Origin of the sequence: Hydrogenophaga borbori (genome assembly GCF_003417535.1) — a bacterium.
GTDB classification, from domain to species: Bacteria; Pseudomonadota; Gammaproteobacteria; order Burkholderiales; family Burkholderiaceae_C; genus Hydrogenophaga; species Hydrogenophaga borbori.
Genome location: NZ_QVLS01000007.1, coordinates 77,394 through 92,854, shown reverse-complemented (window position 1 = coordinate 92,854; position 15,461 = coordinate 77,394). Strand labels below are relative to the sequence as shown.

Genomic DNA, 15,461 nt, shown 5'->3' with positions numbered 1-15,461 from the left:
ACACAAACACAGGAGACAGACATGCACAAGCACGACACCCCCTCGCACCGCCCCGGCCGCCGCGCGCTGATCGCGGGGCTGCTGGCCGCCTTCGCCGCCACCGGCCTGGCCACCAGCGCCTCGGCGCAGCAGAACTGGCCCCAGCGCCCCGTGCGCCTGGTGGTGGGCTACTCGGCCGGCGGTGGCGTGGACGCCGTGGCGCGCCTGGTCGCGCCGCGCCTGGCCGAGCTGCTGGGCCAGTCGGTGGTGGTGGACAACCGCACCGGCGCGGCCGGCCTCATCGCCGGCGACGCCGTGGCGCGCGCCGCGCCCGACGGCTACACGCTGATGCTGGGCGACAGCTCGCTGCTGATCGCCCAGTACCTGCAGCCGCGCATGAGCTTCGACCCGGTCAAGGCCTTCACGCCCGTGGCCAGCCTGTTCACGCTGCCGCTGGTGATCGTCACCGCCAACGACTTCCCGGCCAAGACGCCGGCCGAGTTCGTGTCCCTGCTGAAGAAAAACCCCGGCCGCTACTCCTTCGCCACCTCGGGCGTGGGCACGGTGCACCACCTGGGCTTCGAGATGCTCAAGGGCCAGACCGGCGCCTACGTGGTGCACATCCCCTACCGCGGCGCGGCGCAGATCGTGCCCGACGTGATGAGCGGCCAGGTGCCGATCGGCGTGGTGAGCGCGGCCTCGGCCATCGCCCAGGCGCGCGCCGGCAAGCTGCGCGCGCTGGCGGTCATGAACCCGGTGAAGCTGCAGGGCGGCGAAGACATCGCGCCGCTGTCCGACGCGCTGCCGGGCTTCTCGGCCGTGCCGCGCCTGTACGTGCTGGCCCCCGCGGGCACGCCCGCGCCCATCGTGGAGCGGCTGAGCGATTCGCTGCGCAAGGTCATGGACGCGCCGGACATCGCGCAGGCCGCCGCCGCGCAGGGCGCCGTGCCGGCCTACATGCCGGCCGGGCCGCTGGCCGCCGACATCGCGCGCGAGTCCGCCGCCTGGGGCAAGGTCATCCGCGAGCAGAAGATCAGCAACCAGTGAGCCTGGGCCGGGCCCGGCTCAGCGGCAGGGTTCGGGTTCGGGCAGCTCGCGGCAGCGCTGGAAGGCCTCGGGCTTGAGGCCGCCACCCACCAGGCGGTAGGCGTCGAAGCAGGCCTGGCTGGCCGCGTAGCGGTGCCAGGCCGCCTCGCAGGCACTGGTGCCCGGCGGCAAGGGCGCGTCGGCCGGCACGGCGCTGGCCCGGTAGCGCTCGGGGATGTCCACCGACTGCGTGTAGTGCACATAGCCGTCGCGGTCGACCCAGCGCCAGATCTCCGCTGCTGCGGCGCACAAGGGCAGCAACGCGGCGGCGGCCAGCGCGAGGGCGGGGAGCGTGAGGCGGCGCATGGGCATGGGAGCGGCCAGTATCCGCCCGGTTCCCCGGGGCCTGTCAATCCGCCCCGGGCGCCCTTCTGAAAATGTTTCAATCCGCGCCAGCGCGCTTTCACGCGCGCCGGGCGAGGCGGCTGGCTACCATCGCGGCCAGCCCGCCGCCCCCCACCGACAACGAGGAGACCCGCCCATGACCGTGATCACCAACATCGAAGACCTGCGCGTGCTGGCGCAAAAGCGCGTGCCGCGCATGTTCTACGACTACGCCGATTCCGGCTCCTGGACCGAGGGCTCCTACCGTGCCAACGAGGCGGACTTCCAGAAGATCAAGCTGCGCCAGCGCGTGGCGGTGAACATGGAGAACCGCAGCACGCGCACCACCCTGGTGGGCCAGTCCGCCGCCATGCCGCTGGCCATCGCGCCCACCGGCCTCACGGGCATGCAGCACGCCGACGGCGAGATCCTCGCAGCCCGCGCGGCCAGGAAGTTCGGCATCCCGTTCACCCTGTCCACCATGAGCATCTGCTCCATCGAGGACGTGGCGCAGCACGCGGGCGAGGGCTTCTGGTTCCAGCTCTACGTGATGAAGGACCGCGCCTTCATCGAGCGCCTGATCGACCGCGCCAAGGCCGCGAACTGCGGCGCCCTGGTGCTCACGCTGGACCTGCAGATCATCGGCCAGCGCCACAAGGACCTGAAGAACGGCCTGACCGCGCCGCCGCGCCTGACGCTGCCCAACATCATCAACATCGCCAGCAAGCCGCGCTGGGCCCTGGGCATGCTGGGCACCAAGCGCCGCCAGTTCGGCAACATCGTGGGCCACGTGCAGGGCGTGACCGACATGGCCAACCTGGGCGCCTGGACCTCGCAGCAGTTCGACCCCAGCCTCAATTGGGGCGACGTGGAGTGGATCAAGAAGCGCTGGGGAGGCAAGCTCATCCTCAAGGGCATCCAGGACGTGGAAGACGCCCGCCTGGCGGTGCAGACCGGCGCCGACGCGCTGATCGTGAGCAACCACGGCGGGCGCCAGCTCGACGGCGCGCAAAGCAGCATCGAGGCCCTGCCCGCCATCGTGGAGGCCGTGGGTGGACAGATCGAGGTGCACATGGACGGCGGCGTGCGCAGCGGGCAGGACGTGCTGAAGGCGCGCGCCCTGGGCGCGCGCGGCTGCTACATCGGCCGCGCCATGCTCTACGGCCTGGGCGCCATGGGCGAGGAAGGCGTGAGCAAGGCGCTGGAGATCATCCACAAGGAGCTCGACCTGACCATGGCTTTCTGCGGCCACACCAACATCGAGTCCGTCGACAAGTCCATCCTGCTGCCGGGCAGCTACCCGACGGCCTGACGGTCGCCCGCGGCGGCGCGCTCAGCGCAGCTCGTACACGAAGGTGCTGACCACGCGCAGGCGCTTCTCGCGCGAGCTGCCGTCGTCGTAGTCGCTGCCGGCGGCACCGCTGATCTGGATCACGCCCTGGTTGGCGCTCTTGAGCGCGCCCAGCTGGGCGCCGGCCTCGGCGGCGAACTTCTCGGCCTGCTCGCGCGCGTTGCGCGTGGCCTCGGCCAGCAGCGGGGCCTTCACATCGTTGAAGCCGCGCAGCTGGAACTGCGGGCCGCCATGCCCGTTGCCTTCGCCGCCCAGCTGCACGCCGGCCTGGATCAGCGGGTCCACCGCCAGCGCCGCCGCCTGCACGTCCGCCACGCGCGCGGATTGCACGATCACCTGCCCCGTGCCATTGAAGCGCAGCGGCTGGTTGCCAGAGCCGTACTCGCGCGCGAACAGGTCCTGCACGCCCAGCGGGCGCACCTCGATCTCCTCGTCCTTGAAGCCGCGCTGCTTGAGGAAGGCCACCACCGCGTCGCGGTCGCCGGCCAGCGCCTTCTGGACATCGCCAAAGGCGTTGCCGCCGCGCCGAAAACCCAGTGTCCAGACGGCGAAGTCGCTCTCCACGTTCTTCTCGGCGAGGCCCTTGACGGTGACGCTGCGGTCGGCCAGGCGAAAGCGCTCCAGGCCGTGGCTGACGGCCAGGCCGGCGATGGCGACGCCCGCGCCGACCAGCGCGGCCGCGAGCAAACGGGTGAAGGGATGGGTCATGGGGGTCCTCCGACGGTGGCGCACCGGACAGCCGGTGCAAACGACATACCCGGGCATGGTAAGCCGGCTACGATGGCCGGCTTGAAACCCGAGCGCCGCATCGCCCACCTCGACATGGACGCCTTCTTCGCGTCCGTGGAGCTGCTGCGCTACCCGCAGCTCAAGGGCCTGCCCATGGTCATCGGCGGCGGGCGCCGGCGCGAGACCGCCATGTTCGAGCGCCTGCGCGAGGCCTTTCCCGACACCGACTGGGGCCCCGGCACGCTGGACCGCATCCCCGTGGCGTTCTTCCCCCGCCTGAGCGAATACGCGGGCCGCGGCGTGGCCACCACCGCCACCTACGCGGCGCGCCAGTTCGGCGTGGGCTCGGCCATGGGTCTGATGAAGGCCGCCAAACTCTGTCCGCAGGCCATCCTGCTGCCGGTGGACTTCGACGAGGTCAAGCGCCTGTCGCGCACCTTCAAGCGCGTGATCACCGAGATCGCGCCGGTGATGCAGGACCGCGGCGTGGACGAGGTCTACATCGACTTCACCGAGGTGCCCGGCGGCCAGCGCGAGGGCGGGCGCGTGCTGGCGCGGCTCATCCAGAAAAGCATCTTCGAGGCCACGGGCCTGACCTGCTCCATCGGCGTGGCGCCCAACAAGCTGCTGGCCAAGATGGCCAGCGAATTCAACAAACCCAACGGCATCAGCATCGTGCACGCCGGGGACCTGCAGCGCCTGATCTGGCCCCTGCCCTGCCGCAAGGTCAATGGCGTGGGGCCCAAGGCCGACGCCAAGCTGCAGTCCTTCGGCATCCACACCATCGGCGAGCTGGCCGCGCGCGAGCCCGAGTGGTTGATCGCGAACTTCGGCAAGAGCTACGGCGCCTGGCTGCACGAGGTGGCCTGGGGCCGCGACGACCGCCCCGTGGTGACCGAGAGCGAGCCCGTGGGCATGAGCCGCGAGACCACCTTCGAGCGCGACCTGCACGCCGTGCACGACCGCGCCGAGCTCGGCGCCATCCTCACCGAGCTGTGCGAGCAGGTGGCCGGCGACCTGCAGCGCAAGGGCTACCTGGCGCGCACCATCGGCATCAAGCTCACCTACGTGGGCTTCACCAAGGTCACGCGCGACCTCACGCTGGACGAGCCCACGGCCGACGCCGCCACCATCCGCCGCGCGGCCGGCCTGTGCCTCAAGCGCGTGGACCTGACGCGGCGCCTGCGCCTGCTGGGCGTGCGCTCGTCCAAGCTGGTCAAACCGGGGACAGACGGCCCCGCGGCGCCCGACCAGAATGCCCGCCACCCCAAGCCCCGAGACAAGGCCCGCCGCGATGACCACACCGACCTGCTTTTCCCTGAACTGGACTGAGCCCGACGTGGCGCACCTGGCGCTGAACCGCCCCGAATCGCTCAACACCATGGGGCCCACGTTCTGGCGCGAACTCGACGCGCTGCTGCGCGAGATCCACGACGAGGGCCGGGCGCGCGCCCTGGTCATCAGCAGCACCGGCAAGCACTTCAGCGCCGGCATGGCGCTGGAGACCTTCGGCGGCGCCATCACCCTGGACGACCGCAGCCCCGAGGGCCGCGCCGCGGTCTTCGACCTGCTGGCCCAGATGCAAGCCACCTTCACGCGGCTGGAAACACTGCGCGCGCCGGTCATCTTCGCCATCCAGGGGGGCTGCGTGGGCGGCGCGGTGGACATGGTCACCGCCGGCTGCATCCGCTACGCCTCGGCCGACGCCTTCTTCTGCATCCAGGAAATCAACATCGGCATGGTGGCCGACGTGGGCACGCTGCAGCGCCTGCCCAAGCTGATCCCGCTGGGCCTGGTGAAGGAGCTGGCCTACACCGGGCGGCGCCTGCCAGCCGCCCGCGCCCAGGCCCTGGGCCTAGTGAACGAGGTCTTCGACAGCCACGCCGCCACGGTGGAGGCCGCGCTGCAGTGCGCGCGCGAGATCGCCAGCAAGCCGCCGGTGGCCATCTGGGGCACCAAGCAGGCGGTGAACTACGCGCGCGACCACTCGGTGGACGACAGCCTGCGCCAGATGGGCTGGCTGCAGGGCGCGATCTGGAGCAACGCCCAGGTGGGCGAGGCCATCGTGGCGGCCAAGGAACGGCGCGCCGGCCGGTTCGCGCCACTGGCGCCCCTCAAGTCCTTCCTGGACGCCGAGTGAAGCCCGCCCCGCCGTGCTGACGCTGCTGAACCCGCGCCACGCCGAACACGCCGGCCGCCAGGAGATGTTCAGGGGCCGGCTGGTGGCCAGCCACGAAAGCCCGGCGCGCCTGGAGCACGTCCTGGCGGAGCTGCGCCGCCGCCCGCTGGGCGAACTGCGCGAACCCGCCCTGGACGAGACCGCGCTGATGCCCGCCGTGCGGGCCGTGCACGAGCCGCGCTACCTCGACTTCCTGCGCACCGCCTGGGACGACTGGGTGGCGCTGGACCCGGCCAACGCAGACCTCGACGCCCTGCCCTCGGTCTGGCCGCTGCCCAACCGGCACGGCTTCCGGCAGGACGGCTGGCCCGACAACATTGCCGCGCGCCTGGGTCAGTTCGCCTTCGATTCGGGCACACCGCTCACCGCCGGCAGTTGGCGCGCCGCGCTGGGCGGTGCCGCCTGCGCCTTGGCCGCCGCCCAGGCCGTGCTGGCTGGCGAGCGCGGCGCCTTCGCGCTCACGCGCCCGCCGGGCCACCACGCGGGCCCGGGCTTCTGCGGCGGCTACTGCTTCCTCAACAACGCCGCCATCGCCGCGCAGGCGCTGCGCGACGGCGGCCACGCCCGCGTGGCCGTGCTGGACGTGGACTACCACCACGGCAACGGCACGCAAACCGTGTTCTACGAACGGGCCGACGTGCTCACGCTCTCCCTGCACGGCGACCCGCGCACCGAATACCCCTTCTTCCTGGGCCACGCCGACGAGCGCGGCGCCGGCGCGGGCGAAGGCTTCAACCGCAACTGGCCGCTGCCGCGCGGCACGGGGCTGGCGACCTGGCGCGCCGCGCTCGACCAGGCCCTGCAGGCCGTGTCGGACTTTGGCGCCACCGCGCTCGTGGTGCCGCTCGGCCTGGACACCTTCGAGGGCGACCCGATCTCGGGCTTTCGGCTGCGCTCGGCCGACTACGCGGGCATTGGCGCGGCGCTGGCATCGCCGGGATTGCCGACGCTCTTCACCTTCGAAGGCGGCTATGCGGTGGCCGAAGTGGGCGTCAATGCGGTGAACCTGCTCGAAGGCTTCGAGCGCGCGGCCTGAGGCCGCGCGGGAAAAAGCGCCCTGCGGCGATCCACCGTCCGCAGGGCAAAAGGGGCGCCCGCCCGCGGGCCGCGCCCCTGAGGAGACCTCGGGGCGGCGGGGCTCAGGCGGCCTTGTAGAAGATGTAGTCGGCGCGGTACTGGACCACCTGCTTCGCGCCCAGGTTGGCCGCGCCACAGGCCATGGCCGGCGCCACGCCGCCCATGGTGGCCACACGCTGGACGTAGGTCACGCCTTGCATGGCACCCATGCCCATGGCCGGGTTGGCCTTGACCAGCTGCAGCGGGATGTTGCCGCTGCCGCCGGGGGCCACGGCCACCTGCGTGCCGGTGATCTTCGAGCCGTCCATGGACTCCCATGTGGCGGGCGGGCCGTAGTACTTGCCGACCTGCTTGCCGCCGCGGTCCATCAGGCGGGCGTCGGGGCCGGCGAAGACCCATTCGAACTGGCCCGCCATGCCCTGTTTGGCGCGGCATTCGTAGGTGATGTCGCCCGCGCCCACGGTCTCCATGGCCACGCGGTGGCCCGCCGGCACCTTCACCGCGTCGGGCAGGCCCGCCTGCGAGAACATCATGGGCTGGCCCCCCATCGAAGAGGCGCAGGCGGTCATGGCGAGAACGGCCGAGGCGGCCAGGGTGGTCTTGAGGATCATGGACATACTCCGGTCAAAGGTTGGGGAAGGGAAAGCCGGGCGGGTGCATGGCCCACCCGTGTTGGAATGGGTCTCAGGCGCCGAACGAGAGGGCGTTCGCGGGCAAGGGCCGGCCCAACGCGCTGCTGAGCACGGTGAAGTGCATGGTTTCGTCGGCGGCCAGCCGCGCGGCCACCTGGGCCAGCGCGCGGTCGCTCAGCGGCGGGATCACGCTCAGGTAGGCATTGGTCGCGCCCAGCTCCAGGCGCGCGGCCAGCGACAGCACGTCGGCCTGGCTCTTCAGCGAATCGGCCTTGAGGTTCGTGGCGTACTCGTCGAGCTTCTTCTCCGCCACGGGCTGGCCGCCGAGCTGGCGGATGGTGGCGGCCAGGGCGTCGCGGTGCGCCTTGTGGTGGCCCTGGAACTGCACCGCCACGTCGAGCACGGGCTTTTGCAGCAGGCCGCTGCCCGCGCCGAGCTGGTAGGCGTTGATGGCCTCGTGCTCCAGACCGAGCGCGATGTTGAGGATGTCGACGTCCTTGGCGACGTCGGCCTTCATGCCCTGGGCCAGGGCGGGCCGCCCGGCGAGCATCGCCAGGCCGACAGCGGACAGGGTGGCGCCGGTGCGCAGGAAGGCGCGGCGCGGGTCGAGGGAGGTGCTCATGGTCTTGTCTCTTGCAGTGGGTTTGAGGAGGGTGAGCGGCGGCCGTCGACACCAATACGCAGGCCGGCCCCGCACCGGATTCAGCGAACCCGACTGTTTTGCTGGGTTGTGCGCCTCCGCACGGTCGCGTTGAATCCACACGGGAAACACCGGCGTAGTGGTGGATGGAAACGCCCCCACAATGCGCCGCATGAGCGCCGACCCCGATGAACCCCTCATGGACCTGATCGACCGCATCGCCCGGCGCGACGAGGCCGCGCTGAAAGCGCTCTACGACCTCACCGCGCGCAAGCTCTATGGGCTGTCGCTGCGCGTGCTGGGCTCGGCCGAGGCGGCGGAGGACGCGCTGCAGGAGGCCTACCTGCAGGTCTGGCGCAGCGCGGGCGACTACCGCGCCACACTGAGCCCGCCCATGGCCTGGCTGGGCCTGATCGTGCGCAGCCGCTCGCTGGACCTGCTGCGCCGCCGCGCGGCCGATCGCGCCCACCTCACACAGGAGCTGGACGAGACCCTGGCCGACACGCTGCCGGGCGACGCGCCCAACCCCATGGACACCAGCCTGGCGAGCCAGCAGGCCTGGGCCATGCACCAGTGCCTGGGACAACTGGAGAACAAGCAGCGCGAAGTGATCAGCCTGGCCTACCTGCGCGACCTGAGCCACGGCGAGCTGGCCGAGCGCCTGGCGCTGCCGCTGGGCACCGTCAAGACCTGGATCCGCCGCGGCCTGGACAAGCTGCGCGACTGCATGGCCCGTTTCGCCTGAGGCCCGCGCCATGCAACTGCACCGCCACCCCGAACTGCTGCAGCGCCTGGCGGCCGCGCACGCCCTGGGCACGCTGCGCGGCGGCGCGCGGCGCCGCTTCGAGGCCATCGCGCGCGAACACCCCGCGGTGCGCGCGGCCGCCATCGAATGGCAGACCCGCGTGGCCAGCCTCAACGAGCTGCAGGCGGGCGCCGAGCCCGGGCCACAGGTGTGGACGCGCATCCAGAACCTGGTGCGCGCCGACGCCGAGGGCGCCGCCCTCGCGCGGCAGCGCCAAGGGGCGGCGGTGGCGCCGTCCACGGGTTGGTGGCACAGCCTGGCGCTGTGGCGCGGCGCCGGATTGGCCGGACTGTGCGCGGTGGCGCTGGCGCTGGCGCTGCTGCCCGCGCTGCGCGGCGAACTGGAGCGGCGCGGTGCCGAAGTGGCCGCGCTGCAGCGCCAGCTGCTGGCCACCCCCGACGTGCGCTACGTGTCCGTGCTCAACGACGACCAGGCCCGGCCGGCGGTGCTGATCACCTTCGACCCCAAGCACAACCGCCTGAGCCTGCAGCGCGTGGGCGGCTACCAGGAAGCGGCCGACCGCTCGCTGCAGCTCTGGGCGCTGCCGCCGGGCGCGGCGCCCCGCTCGCTGGGCGTGCTCACGCCCGAGCGCCTGCTGCAGCTGGCGGCCAGCGAAAGCGCGGTGCGCGAGGTGCCCGCGCTGGCCATCAGCCTGGAACCCCTGGGCGGCGTGCCCAGCGAGCGCGGCCCCACCGGGCCGGTGCTGTTCCACGGGCCGCTGATCCACAAGCAGATCTGAGGCGGCCAAAGAAAAAAGCCGGCGCGAGCGCCGGCTTTTTGACGAGAGGGTCAGGGCTTAGTAGCGCGGACCGTTGCTGCGGTAGCCACCGCCGCCGCCCTCTTTGGGGCGCGAGATGTTGACCACGATCTGGCGACCGTCCACCGACTGGCCGTTGAGGCCGTTGATGGCGGCTTGGGCCTCTGCCTCGGAGGACATCTCGACGAAACCGAAACCCTTGGAGCGGCCGCTGTCGCGGTCGGTCATGACCTTGGCCGAGGCCACGGCGCCGTATTCGGAGAAGTTGTGACGAAGCGAGTCGTCATTGACGGAGTAGGGCAGGTTGCCCACGTACAGTTTGCTGCTCATGACTGAGCCTTTCAGAGAAGCGGGCCGGCCTGCAATGGCACAGACGCCGCGAGAGAAGGTGGTTACCGCGTGATAGCGGGCCACCTGAGACGACCGCCGACCCGGGAAGGACCGGGCGGTCAGTGATCGGCCGTTCGAGACGGCGAAGCCCGCGATCCTACGCGCGAAGGCGGGATTCACCTAAGGATTTCGGCCATTCCGCGATTGGCCTGACCAACGGTCAGGCCCCTCCCTCATTGCCGCGCCGTGCGCACATTGGCCGGTGGCTGCTGCGGGTGGCTGCTGCGCCAGGGGTTGATGTCCAGCCCGCCGCGGCGCGTGTAGCGCGCGTAGACGCTCAGCTTGGCGGGCTTGCAGCGCGTCCACAGGTCCATGTAGATGCGCTCCACGCACTGCTCATGGAATTCGTTGTGGTTGCGAAAGCTCACCAGGTACTGCAGCAGGCCGGCCTGATCGATCTGCGGGCCGCTGTAGGCGATCTGCACGCTGCCCCAGTCGGGCTGGCCGGTCACCAGGCAGTTGCTCTTGAGCAGGTGGCTGACCAGGGTTTCGCTCACGGGCTGTTCGTCGAAGGCCGCCGTGAGCAGCTCGGGCGCGGGCTCGTAGCGCGTGCACTCCACGTCGAGCCGGTCCAGGCTCAGGCCGTCGAGTTCGTGGATGGGCTCGGCGTCGAAGCGATCGGGCGCCAGCAGCTTCACCCCCACGCCGGCCTGCATGGGCCCGCCATGCCAGACGGCCGCGCTCAGGTCGGCGCGCAGGCGATCGCGCACGGCGTCGGCGCTGTCGAAGGGCGTGTTGTTGAAGCTGTTGAGGTAGAGCTTGAAGGACTTGCTCTCCACGATGTGCGTGCTCTCGGCCGGCACGGTGATGTGCGCGATGGCCACCTGCGGCTTGCCGCGCGGGTTGAGCCAGGACAGCTCGTAGGCCGTCCACAGGTCGCAGCCCACGAAGGGTACGCCGCCGGCGATGCCGATCTCGCGCCGCTTGGTCTCGCGCGGCAGCGGGAAGATCAGCGAGGGGTCGTAGCGGTCGACGTAGGCCGAGGCCTTGCCCAGCTGCGATTGTTCGGGGGTGTTCTGGCTCATCTCGGCTTTAACTGAACTCTCGCTCGCGCAGCCACTTGGTGGCGACCCACTTTTCGCCCTCGAGCACCGGCGCGCCGCCGTGCAGGGTGCGCGTGCTCGGGTGCGGCCGGTCGTAGCTGAAGAAGACGGCGTGGCCGCGCACGGGCGCGACCTCCAGGCCGACGTCGGGGAAGGTGGTGCCACCGCCGCGCGCCGGTTCGTTGAGGTACATCACCAGCGTGGCCACGCGCTGGCCGCCGCGCTTGAGGATGGTGGGCGTGCCGGCCTCGTTGGGGTCGAAGTAGTCGTAGTGCGGCTTGTACTCGGCGCCCGGGCGGTAGTGCAGCACCTGCAGACCCTCGCCGTTTTCCATCGGCCAGCCCACCAGGCGCGCGATGCGCTGCTCCACGGCCGTGACCTCGGGCGTCTGGCCGCGCGCGAAGAACATGCCGCTGCTGGTGCGGTCGGGGTTGAGCTCCTCGCCGCCGGTGGCGGTCTGCACCGTGAGCGAGCGCGCCAGCCGGGGCTTGGCCGACTCGATGATGGCCTCGCACTCCTCGGCGCTGAGCAGGTTGCCGAGCACCACCACGCGCGGGTGGTTCATGTGGGTGATGATGTCCACCCAGCGGTCGCCGGCGTCGATGCGGCGCGGCGATGCCGAGGTGTCGATGACCGGCACCGCCGAGCCCTGGCCCACCACGCCCTGCACGGCCTCCCGCACCTCGGGGGCGGCCTGGGCCAGCGCGCCGGGCGAGACGGTGGACAGGTGCTCCAGCAAAGTGCGCTCCAGCGCGGCCTCGGCCACGCCGGCGTTCCAGCCGGCGTCGAGCATGGCCTTGAGCACGGACTCGGGCGTGCAGCCGGCGCTGGCCTGCTCGATGATCCAGCGGCGCAGTTCGGGCGTGACGGACTGGGACATGGCGGTCTCCGGTGTCGCTCTCAGGAGGTGGCCTCGCGCCGGAACACCAGCCGGTCGGGCCCGGACGCGTCGGGCGTGAAGCGGTAGCCCTCGAGGTCGAAGGCCTTGAGTTGCTCGGGCGTGCTGGCCTGGTGCCGCACGGCCCAGCGCACCATGAGCCCGCGCGCGCGCTTGGCCATGAAGCTGATGACCTTGTAGCCAGCGGGCTTGCGCTCCTCGAACACGCAGCTGACCACGCGCGGGCGCAGCACCTTCAGGTCCACGGCCTTGAAGTACTCCTCGCTGGCCAGGTTGATCACCACCGGGCTCTTGTCGGCCAGGGCGCGCTGATTCAGGTAGTCGGCGATGCGGCTGCCCCAGAAGGCGTAGAGGTTGGCGCCGCGCGGCGTCTTCAGGCGCGTGCCCATCTCCAGCCGGTAGGGCTGCATCCAGTCGAGCGGGCGCAGCACGCCGTACAGGCCGCTGAGGATGCACAGGTGCTGCTGCAGCCACTCCAGCTCGGTTTCGGAGAGGTTCTTGGCGTCCAGGCCGCCGTAGACGTCGCCATCGAAGGCCAGCACGGCCTGCTTGGCGTTCTTGGCGGTGAACTTCGGCACCCAGGCCTCGTAGCGCGCGGCATTGAGCGCGGCCAGCTTGTCCGACAGGTCCATGAGCGTGGCGATCTGCTGCGGCGTCTTGCGCTTGAGCACCTCGATCAGCTCGGCCGACTGCTCGACGAACAGCGGCTGGGTGTGCGCCTTCACATGGGGGGGCGTCTCGTAATCGAGGGCCTTGGCGGGCGAGATCAGGAATAGCATGGATGAACGGTGGAACCAGACGGGCCGACGGGAACCTCGATTATCGCGAAGCCCCGCCGCCGGCCCCCGCCCCAGGGCCATGTCCGCCGCCCAGAGAATTACGTTTTGCGAAATGCATTTCACTATGGTAAATTGCCAGCACCGTTCAAGGAGACCGCCATGACGCCTGCCATGCCCCGTGCCGACCTGCCCGCGCCGGCCCCGATCCAGCAACTGCACCACTACGCGTACCGCGCGCGCGACGCGGAGGAAACGCGGCATTTCTACGAGGACATCCTGGGCCTGCCGCTCTACCACATCATCCAGAGCGACTACGTGCCCAGCACGGGCGAGTACTGCCCGTACACGCACTTCTTCTTCCGGCTGCAGGACGGCTCCTTCATCGCCTTCTTCGATCTGGGCGACGATGAGGCGGCGCTGCCGAGCCCGAACACGCCGAAGTGGGTGAACCACATCAGCTTCCGGGTGAACACCGTCGGCGAGCTGGAGAACACCAAGGCGCGCCTGGAGGCGAGCGGGATCGAGGTGCTGGGGGTGACCGACCACCACATCTTCAAGAGCATCTATTTCTTCGACCCGAACGGCATCCGGCTGGAGCTGACGGCCCAGCTGGCCGACGAGTTCCAGATGCTGCAGGAAAGCAAGACCGCGCACGCCCGCCTGGGCGAATGGAACGCCCGCAAGGAGCAGTGGCGCAAGGAACGCGCCGCGGGCAAGAGCGCCGCGCCGCTCAAGCCGCAGCAGAACGACCGGCCCGAGGTGGCCGAGCGGGCCAAGGGTTGAAGGACGGCACCCATGTCGCTGAACACCTACCGGGACGTCGCCCACACCAATGGCTATGAGTTCACCCAGGGCGGCGGCTACGAGCTGCCCACCTACCCCTTCGTGCCGCCCCCGGAACTTCACGGCAAGGCGCCGGCCCGGCACCCCATCGTCATCGTCGGCGGCGGCATCACCGGCCTCACCCTGGCCTGCTCGCTCGCGCGGCTGGGCGTCAAGGCCATCCTGATCGACGAGGACGACACCGTCGGCGTCAAGGGCGCCTCCTCGCGCGGCATCTGCTACACGCAGAAGTCGCTGGAGATCTTCGAGCGCCTGGGCGTCTACGAACCCATCGCCGCCAAGGGCACGCAATGGAGCGTGGGCCGCACCTTCGCCGGCGACGACGAGGTCTACAGCTTCGACCTGCGCCAGCAGGGCAGCTTCAACCTCAGCCAGCAGCCGCCCTTCATCAATATCCAGCAGTTCTATATCGAGGCTTTCCTGGTCGACCGCATCCAGCAACTCGGCCACGTCGAGCTGCGCTGGCGCAACCGCCTCACCGCCTTCGAGCAGAACGAGCGGCTGGCCACGCTCACGGTGGAAACGCCCGCGGGCAGCTACCGCATCGAGGCCGAGCACGTCATCGACGCCACCGGCAGCAACAGCCCGCTGCGCAAGTGGCTGCAGGTGCCGTTCGACAGCAAGCGCGGCGACGACCGCTGGTGCATCGCCGACGTGCGCTTCAGCACCCGCCCGCCGACGGAGCGCCACACCTGGATCGAGGCGCCCTTCAACGAGAACCGCGCGGTCTGGCAGCACCTGATGGCCGACGACGTCTGGCGCATCGACTACCAGATGGCGCCCAACGCCGACCCCGCCCACGTGAGCCGCGAGGACGTGGTGCGCGAGCGCCTGGCGCGCCAGTTCGGCCCCGAGGTGGAGGTCGAGATCGTCTGGGTGGGCCCCTACGCCTACCGCAGCGAGTGCGTGCACCACATGCGCCACGGGCGCGTGTACTTCATGGGCGACTCGGCCAAGGTGGTCAGCCCCTTCGGCGCGCGCGGCGGCAACACCGGCGTGGCCGACGCCGACAACCTGGCCTGGAAGCTGGCCGCCGTGCTGCGCGGTCAGGCCGCGCCCGGCCTGCTGGACAGCTACGAGGACGAGCGCCTGGAGGCCGCGCGCGAGAACGTGCGCGTGACCAACCGCACCGCGCGCTTCCTGCGCCCGGCCGAGGGCATCGAGCGGGTCTACCGCGACGCGGCCATCGCCCTGGCCAAGCGCCATCCCTTCGCGCGCGCCCTCGTCAACACCGGCCGCATGGCCGTGGCGAACCCCTACACGCAATCGCGCATCGTGCAGTACGCCCCTGGCAGCGCCGCGGGCCAGTCGGTCCAGAACGTGGCGTTCCGCTGGGCCAATGGCCAGGCGGGCCGCATGAACCAGCTGCTGGACTGGGCCGGCGGCGAACTGCTGCTGCTGTGCTTCGGCGCGCTGGACGCGCCCGCGCTGCGCCGCCTGCGCGAGGTGCTGGCCACCACGCCGCTGCGCGCGGTGCAGGTGCCCGCCGGCCGTGCCCCGGCCCAAGCCAACGAACACGTCCGCGACCCGCAGGGCCACCTGCGCGGCGCCTGCGGCCTGGCCGAAGGCGACGAACCCGCCTGGGCCCTGGTGCGGCCGGACGGCTACCTCGCCGCCAGCGGCGGCACCATCGACGGCCGCTTGGTGCAGGCCATCGGCCTGACCCTGGGCCTCACCGGAGTGCACGCATGATCACCACCCCCCACTGGCAGGACGCCGACACCTTCTACGAGCAGTTGCTGGACGCGCAGGCCGGCCTGTCGCCCGATCAGCTCCAGGCCTTCAGCGCGCGCCTGGTCCTGCTGCTGGCCAATCAGGTCGGCGACGCGGCGGTGCTGGCCGAGTGCATCCAGGCGGCCCGAGAGGCCGCCTGAGAGAGGCACCAGGCCCCATGCCCCGGGGGGTGGCGGGCTAAAATGCCCGCTTCCCCCCGTCATCTCCAACGGCAT

The 15,461-nt window shown here is 70.9% G+C and carries 18 protein-coding genes; 10 read left to right on the top strand and 8 right to left on the bottom strand.

The window, feature by feature from the left end; translation table 11 throughout:
- The first annotated feature begins 21 nt into the window (after positions 1-21).
- Positions 22-1,026 (top strand): Bug family tripartite tricarboxylate transporter substrate binding protein, encoded by a 1,005-nt coding sequence (locus tag DY262_RS12735; protein WP_116959437.1) that lies wholly within the window; start codon positions 22-24, stop codon positions 1,024-1,026.
- A gap of 18 nt (positions 1,027-1,044) precedes the next feature.
- Here DY262_RS12735 and DY262_RS12730 read toward each other — a convergent pair whose 3' ends face one another.
- Positions 1,045-1,377: a DUF4124 domain-containing protein gene (locus DY262_RS12730; RefSeq protein ID WP_116959436.1), complete on the bottom strand. Its 333-nt coding sequence runs from the start codon at positions 1,375-1,377 to the stop codon at positions 1,045-1,047.
- Positions 1,378-1,546: 169 nt separating this feature from the next.
- Between DY262_RS12730 and DY262_RS12725 the strand changes: the two genes are divergently transcribed.
- Positions 1,547-2,701, top strand: a complete 1,155-nt coding sequence (locus tag DY262_RS12725; protein ID WP_116959435.1) for an alpha-hydroxy acid oxidase — start codon at positions 1,547-1,549, stop codon at positions 2,699-2,701.
- Positions 2,702-2,722: 21 nt separating this feature from the next.
- Here the strand turns inward: DY262_RS12725 and DY262_RS12720 are convergent, their stop codons facing one another.
- A complete protein-coding gene (locus DY262_RS12720; protein WP_116959433.1) occupies positions 2,723-3,448 on the bottom strand; it encodes an SIMPL domain-containing protein in 726 nt (241 codons plus the stop codon).
- A gap of 72 nt (positions 3,449-3,520) precedes the next feature.
- Here DY262_RS12720 and DY262_RS12715 point away from each other — a divergent pair, with 72 nt between their 5' ends.
- The 3 genes from DY262_RS12715 to DY262_RS12705 are packed head-to-tail and all read left to right on the top strand — an operon-like array spanning position 3,521 to position 6,684.
- Positions 3,521-4,801, top strand: a complete 1,281-nt coding sequence (locus DY262_RS12715; protein WP_245980972.1) for a DNA polymerase Y family protein — start codon at positions 3,521-3,523, stop codon at positions 4,799-4,801.
- Positions 4,764-5,609 carry an enoyl-CoA hydratase-related protein gene (locus DY262_RS12710; RefSeq protein ID WP_116959431.1) on the top strand — a complete coding sequence of 282 codons (846 nt, stop codon included), beginning with the start codon at positions 4,764-4,766 and terminating at the stop codon, positions 5,607-5,609. The genes DY262_RS12715 and DY262_RS12710 overlap by 38 nt, the downstream gene beginning before the upstream one ends.
- 13 nt (positions 5,610-5,622) lie before the next feature.
- Positions 5,623-6,684, top strand: a complete 1,062-nt coding sequence (locus DY262_RS12705) for a histone deacetylase family protein (RefSeq protein WP_181936491.1) — start codon at positions 5,623-5,625, stop codon at positions 6,682-6,684.
- A 103-nt stretch (positions 6,685-6,787) separates the two neighbouring features.
- On the opposite strand, the gene DY262_RS12700 is transcribed toward DY262_RS12705, so the two are convergent.
- Positions 6,788-7,336 (bottom strand): DUF3455 domain-containing protein, encoded by a 549-nt coding sequence (locus tag DY262_RS12700; RefSeq protein WP_181936490.1) that lies wholly within the window; start codon positions 7,334-7,336, stop codon positions 6,788-6,790.
- 73 nt (positions 7,337-7,409) lie between these two features.
- Complete coding sequence (locus tag DY262_RS12695) at positions 7,410-7,979, bottom strand: ferritin-like domain-containing protein (protein ID WP_116959427.1); 570 nt, start codon at positions 7,977-7,979, stop codon at positions 7,410-7,412.
- 181 nt (positions 7,980-8,160) lie between these two features.
- Between DY262_RS12695 and DY262_RS12690 the strand changes: the two genes are divergently transcribed.
- Both DY262_RS12690 and DY262_RS12685 read left to right on the top strand, forming a co-directional pair.
- Positions 8,161-8,742 carry an RNA polymerase sigma factor gene (locus tag DY262_RS12690; RefSeq protein WP_116959425.1) on the top strand — a complete coding sequence of 194 codons (582 nt, stop codon included), beginning with the start codon at positions 8,161-8,163 and terminating at the stop codon, positions 8,740-8,742.
- A gap of 10 nt (positions 8,743-8,752) precedes the next feature.
- Positions 8,753-9,541, top strand: a complete 789-nt coding sequence (locus tag DY262_RS12685; protein WP_116959423.1) for an anti-sigma factor — start codon at positions 8,753-8,755, stop codon at positions 9,539-9,541.
- 57 nt (positions 9,542-9,598) lie between these two features.
- On the opposite strand, the gene DY262_RS12680 is transcribed toward DY262_RS12685, so the two are convergent.
- The 4 genes from DY262_RS12680 to yaaA form a co-directional block, all read right to left on the bottom strand.
- The gene (locus tag DY262_RS12680) at positions 9,599-9,925 is read right to left on the bottom strand and encodes an RNA recognition motif domain-containing protein (protein ID WP_220377564.1); all 327 of its coding nucleotides are present in this window, start codon (positions 9,923-9,925) and stop codon (positions 9,599-9,601) included.
- Positions 9,926-10,122: 197 nt separating this feature from the next.
- Positions 10,123-10,974: an NADPH-dependent 7-cyano-7-deazaguanine reductase QueF gene (gene queF, locus DY262_RS12675; protein ID WP_116959421.1), complete on the bottom strand. Its 852-nt coding sequence runs from the start codon at positions 10,972-10,974 to the stop codon at positions 10,123-10,125.
- A gap of 7 nt (positions 10,975-10,981) precedes the next feature.
- Positions 10,982-11,872, bottom strand: a complete 891-nt coding sequence (locus tag DY262_RS12670) for a 2OG-Fe(II) oxygenase (protein ID WP_116959419.1) — start codon at positions 11,870-11,872, stop codon at positions 10,982-10,984.
- Between the two features lie 20 nt (positions 11,873-11,892).
- Entirely contained in the window at positions 11,893-12,669 is a 777-nt protein-coding gene (yaaA, locus tag DY262_RS12665) for a peroxide stress protein YaaA (protein WP_116959417.1), read from the bottom strand.
- Positions 12,670-12,828: 159 nt separating this feature from the next.
- Here yaaA and DY262_RS12660 point away from each other — a divergent pair, with 159 nt between their 5' ends.
- The 3 genes from DY262_RS12660 to DY262_RS12650 are packed head-to-tail and all read left to right on the top strand — an operon-like array spanning position 12,829 to position 15,386.
- Positions 12,829-13,452: a VOC family protein gene (locus DY262_RS12660; RefSeq protein ID WP_070397385.1), complete on the top strand. Its 624-nt coding sequence runs from the start codon at positions 12,829-12,831 to the stop codon at positions 13,450-13,452.
- Positions 13,453-13,464: 12 nt separating this feature from the next.
- Complete coding sequence (locus tag DY262_RS12655; RefSeq protein WP_116959415.1) at positions 13,465-15,204, top strand: FAD-dependent oxidoreductase; 1,740 nt, start codon at positions 13,465-13,467, stop codon at positions 15,202-15,204.
- Complete coding sequence (locus DY262_RS12650; RefSeq protein WP_116959413.1) at positions 15,201-15,386, top strand: DUF2783 domain-containing protein; 186 nt, start codon at positions 15,201-15,203, stop codon at positions 15,384-15,386. Before DY262_RS12655 ends, DY262_RS12650 begins: the two co-directional genes overlap by 4 nt.
- Positions 15,387-15,461: the final 75 nt, after the last annotated feature.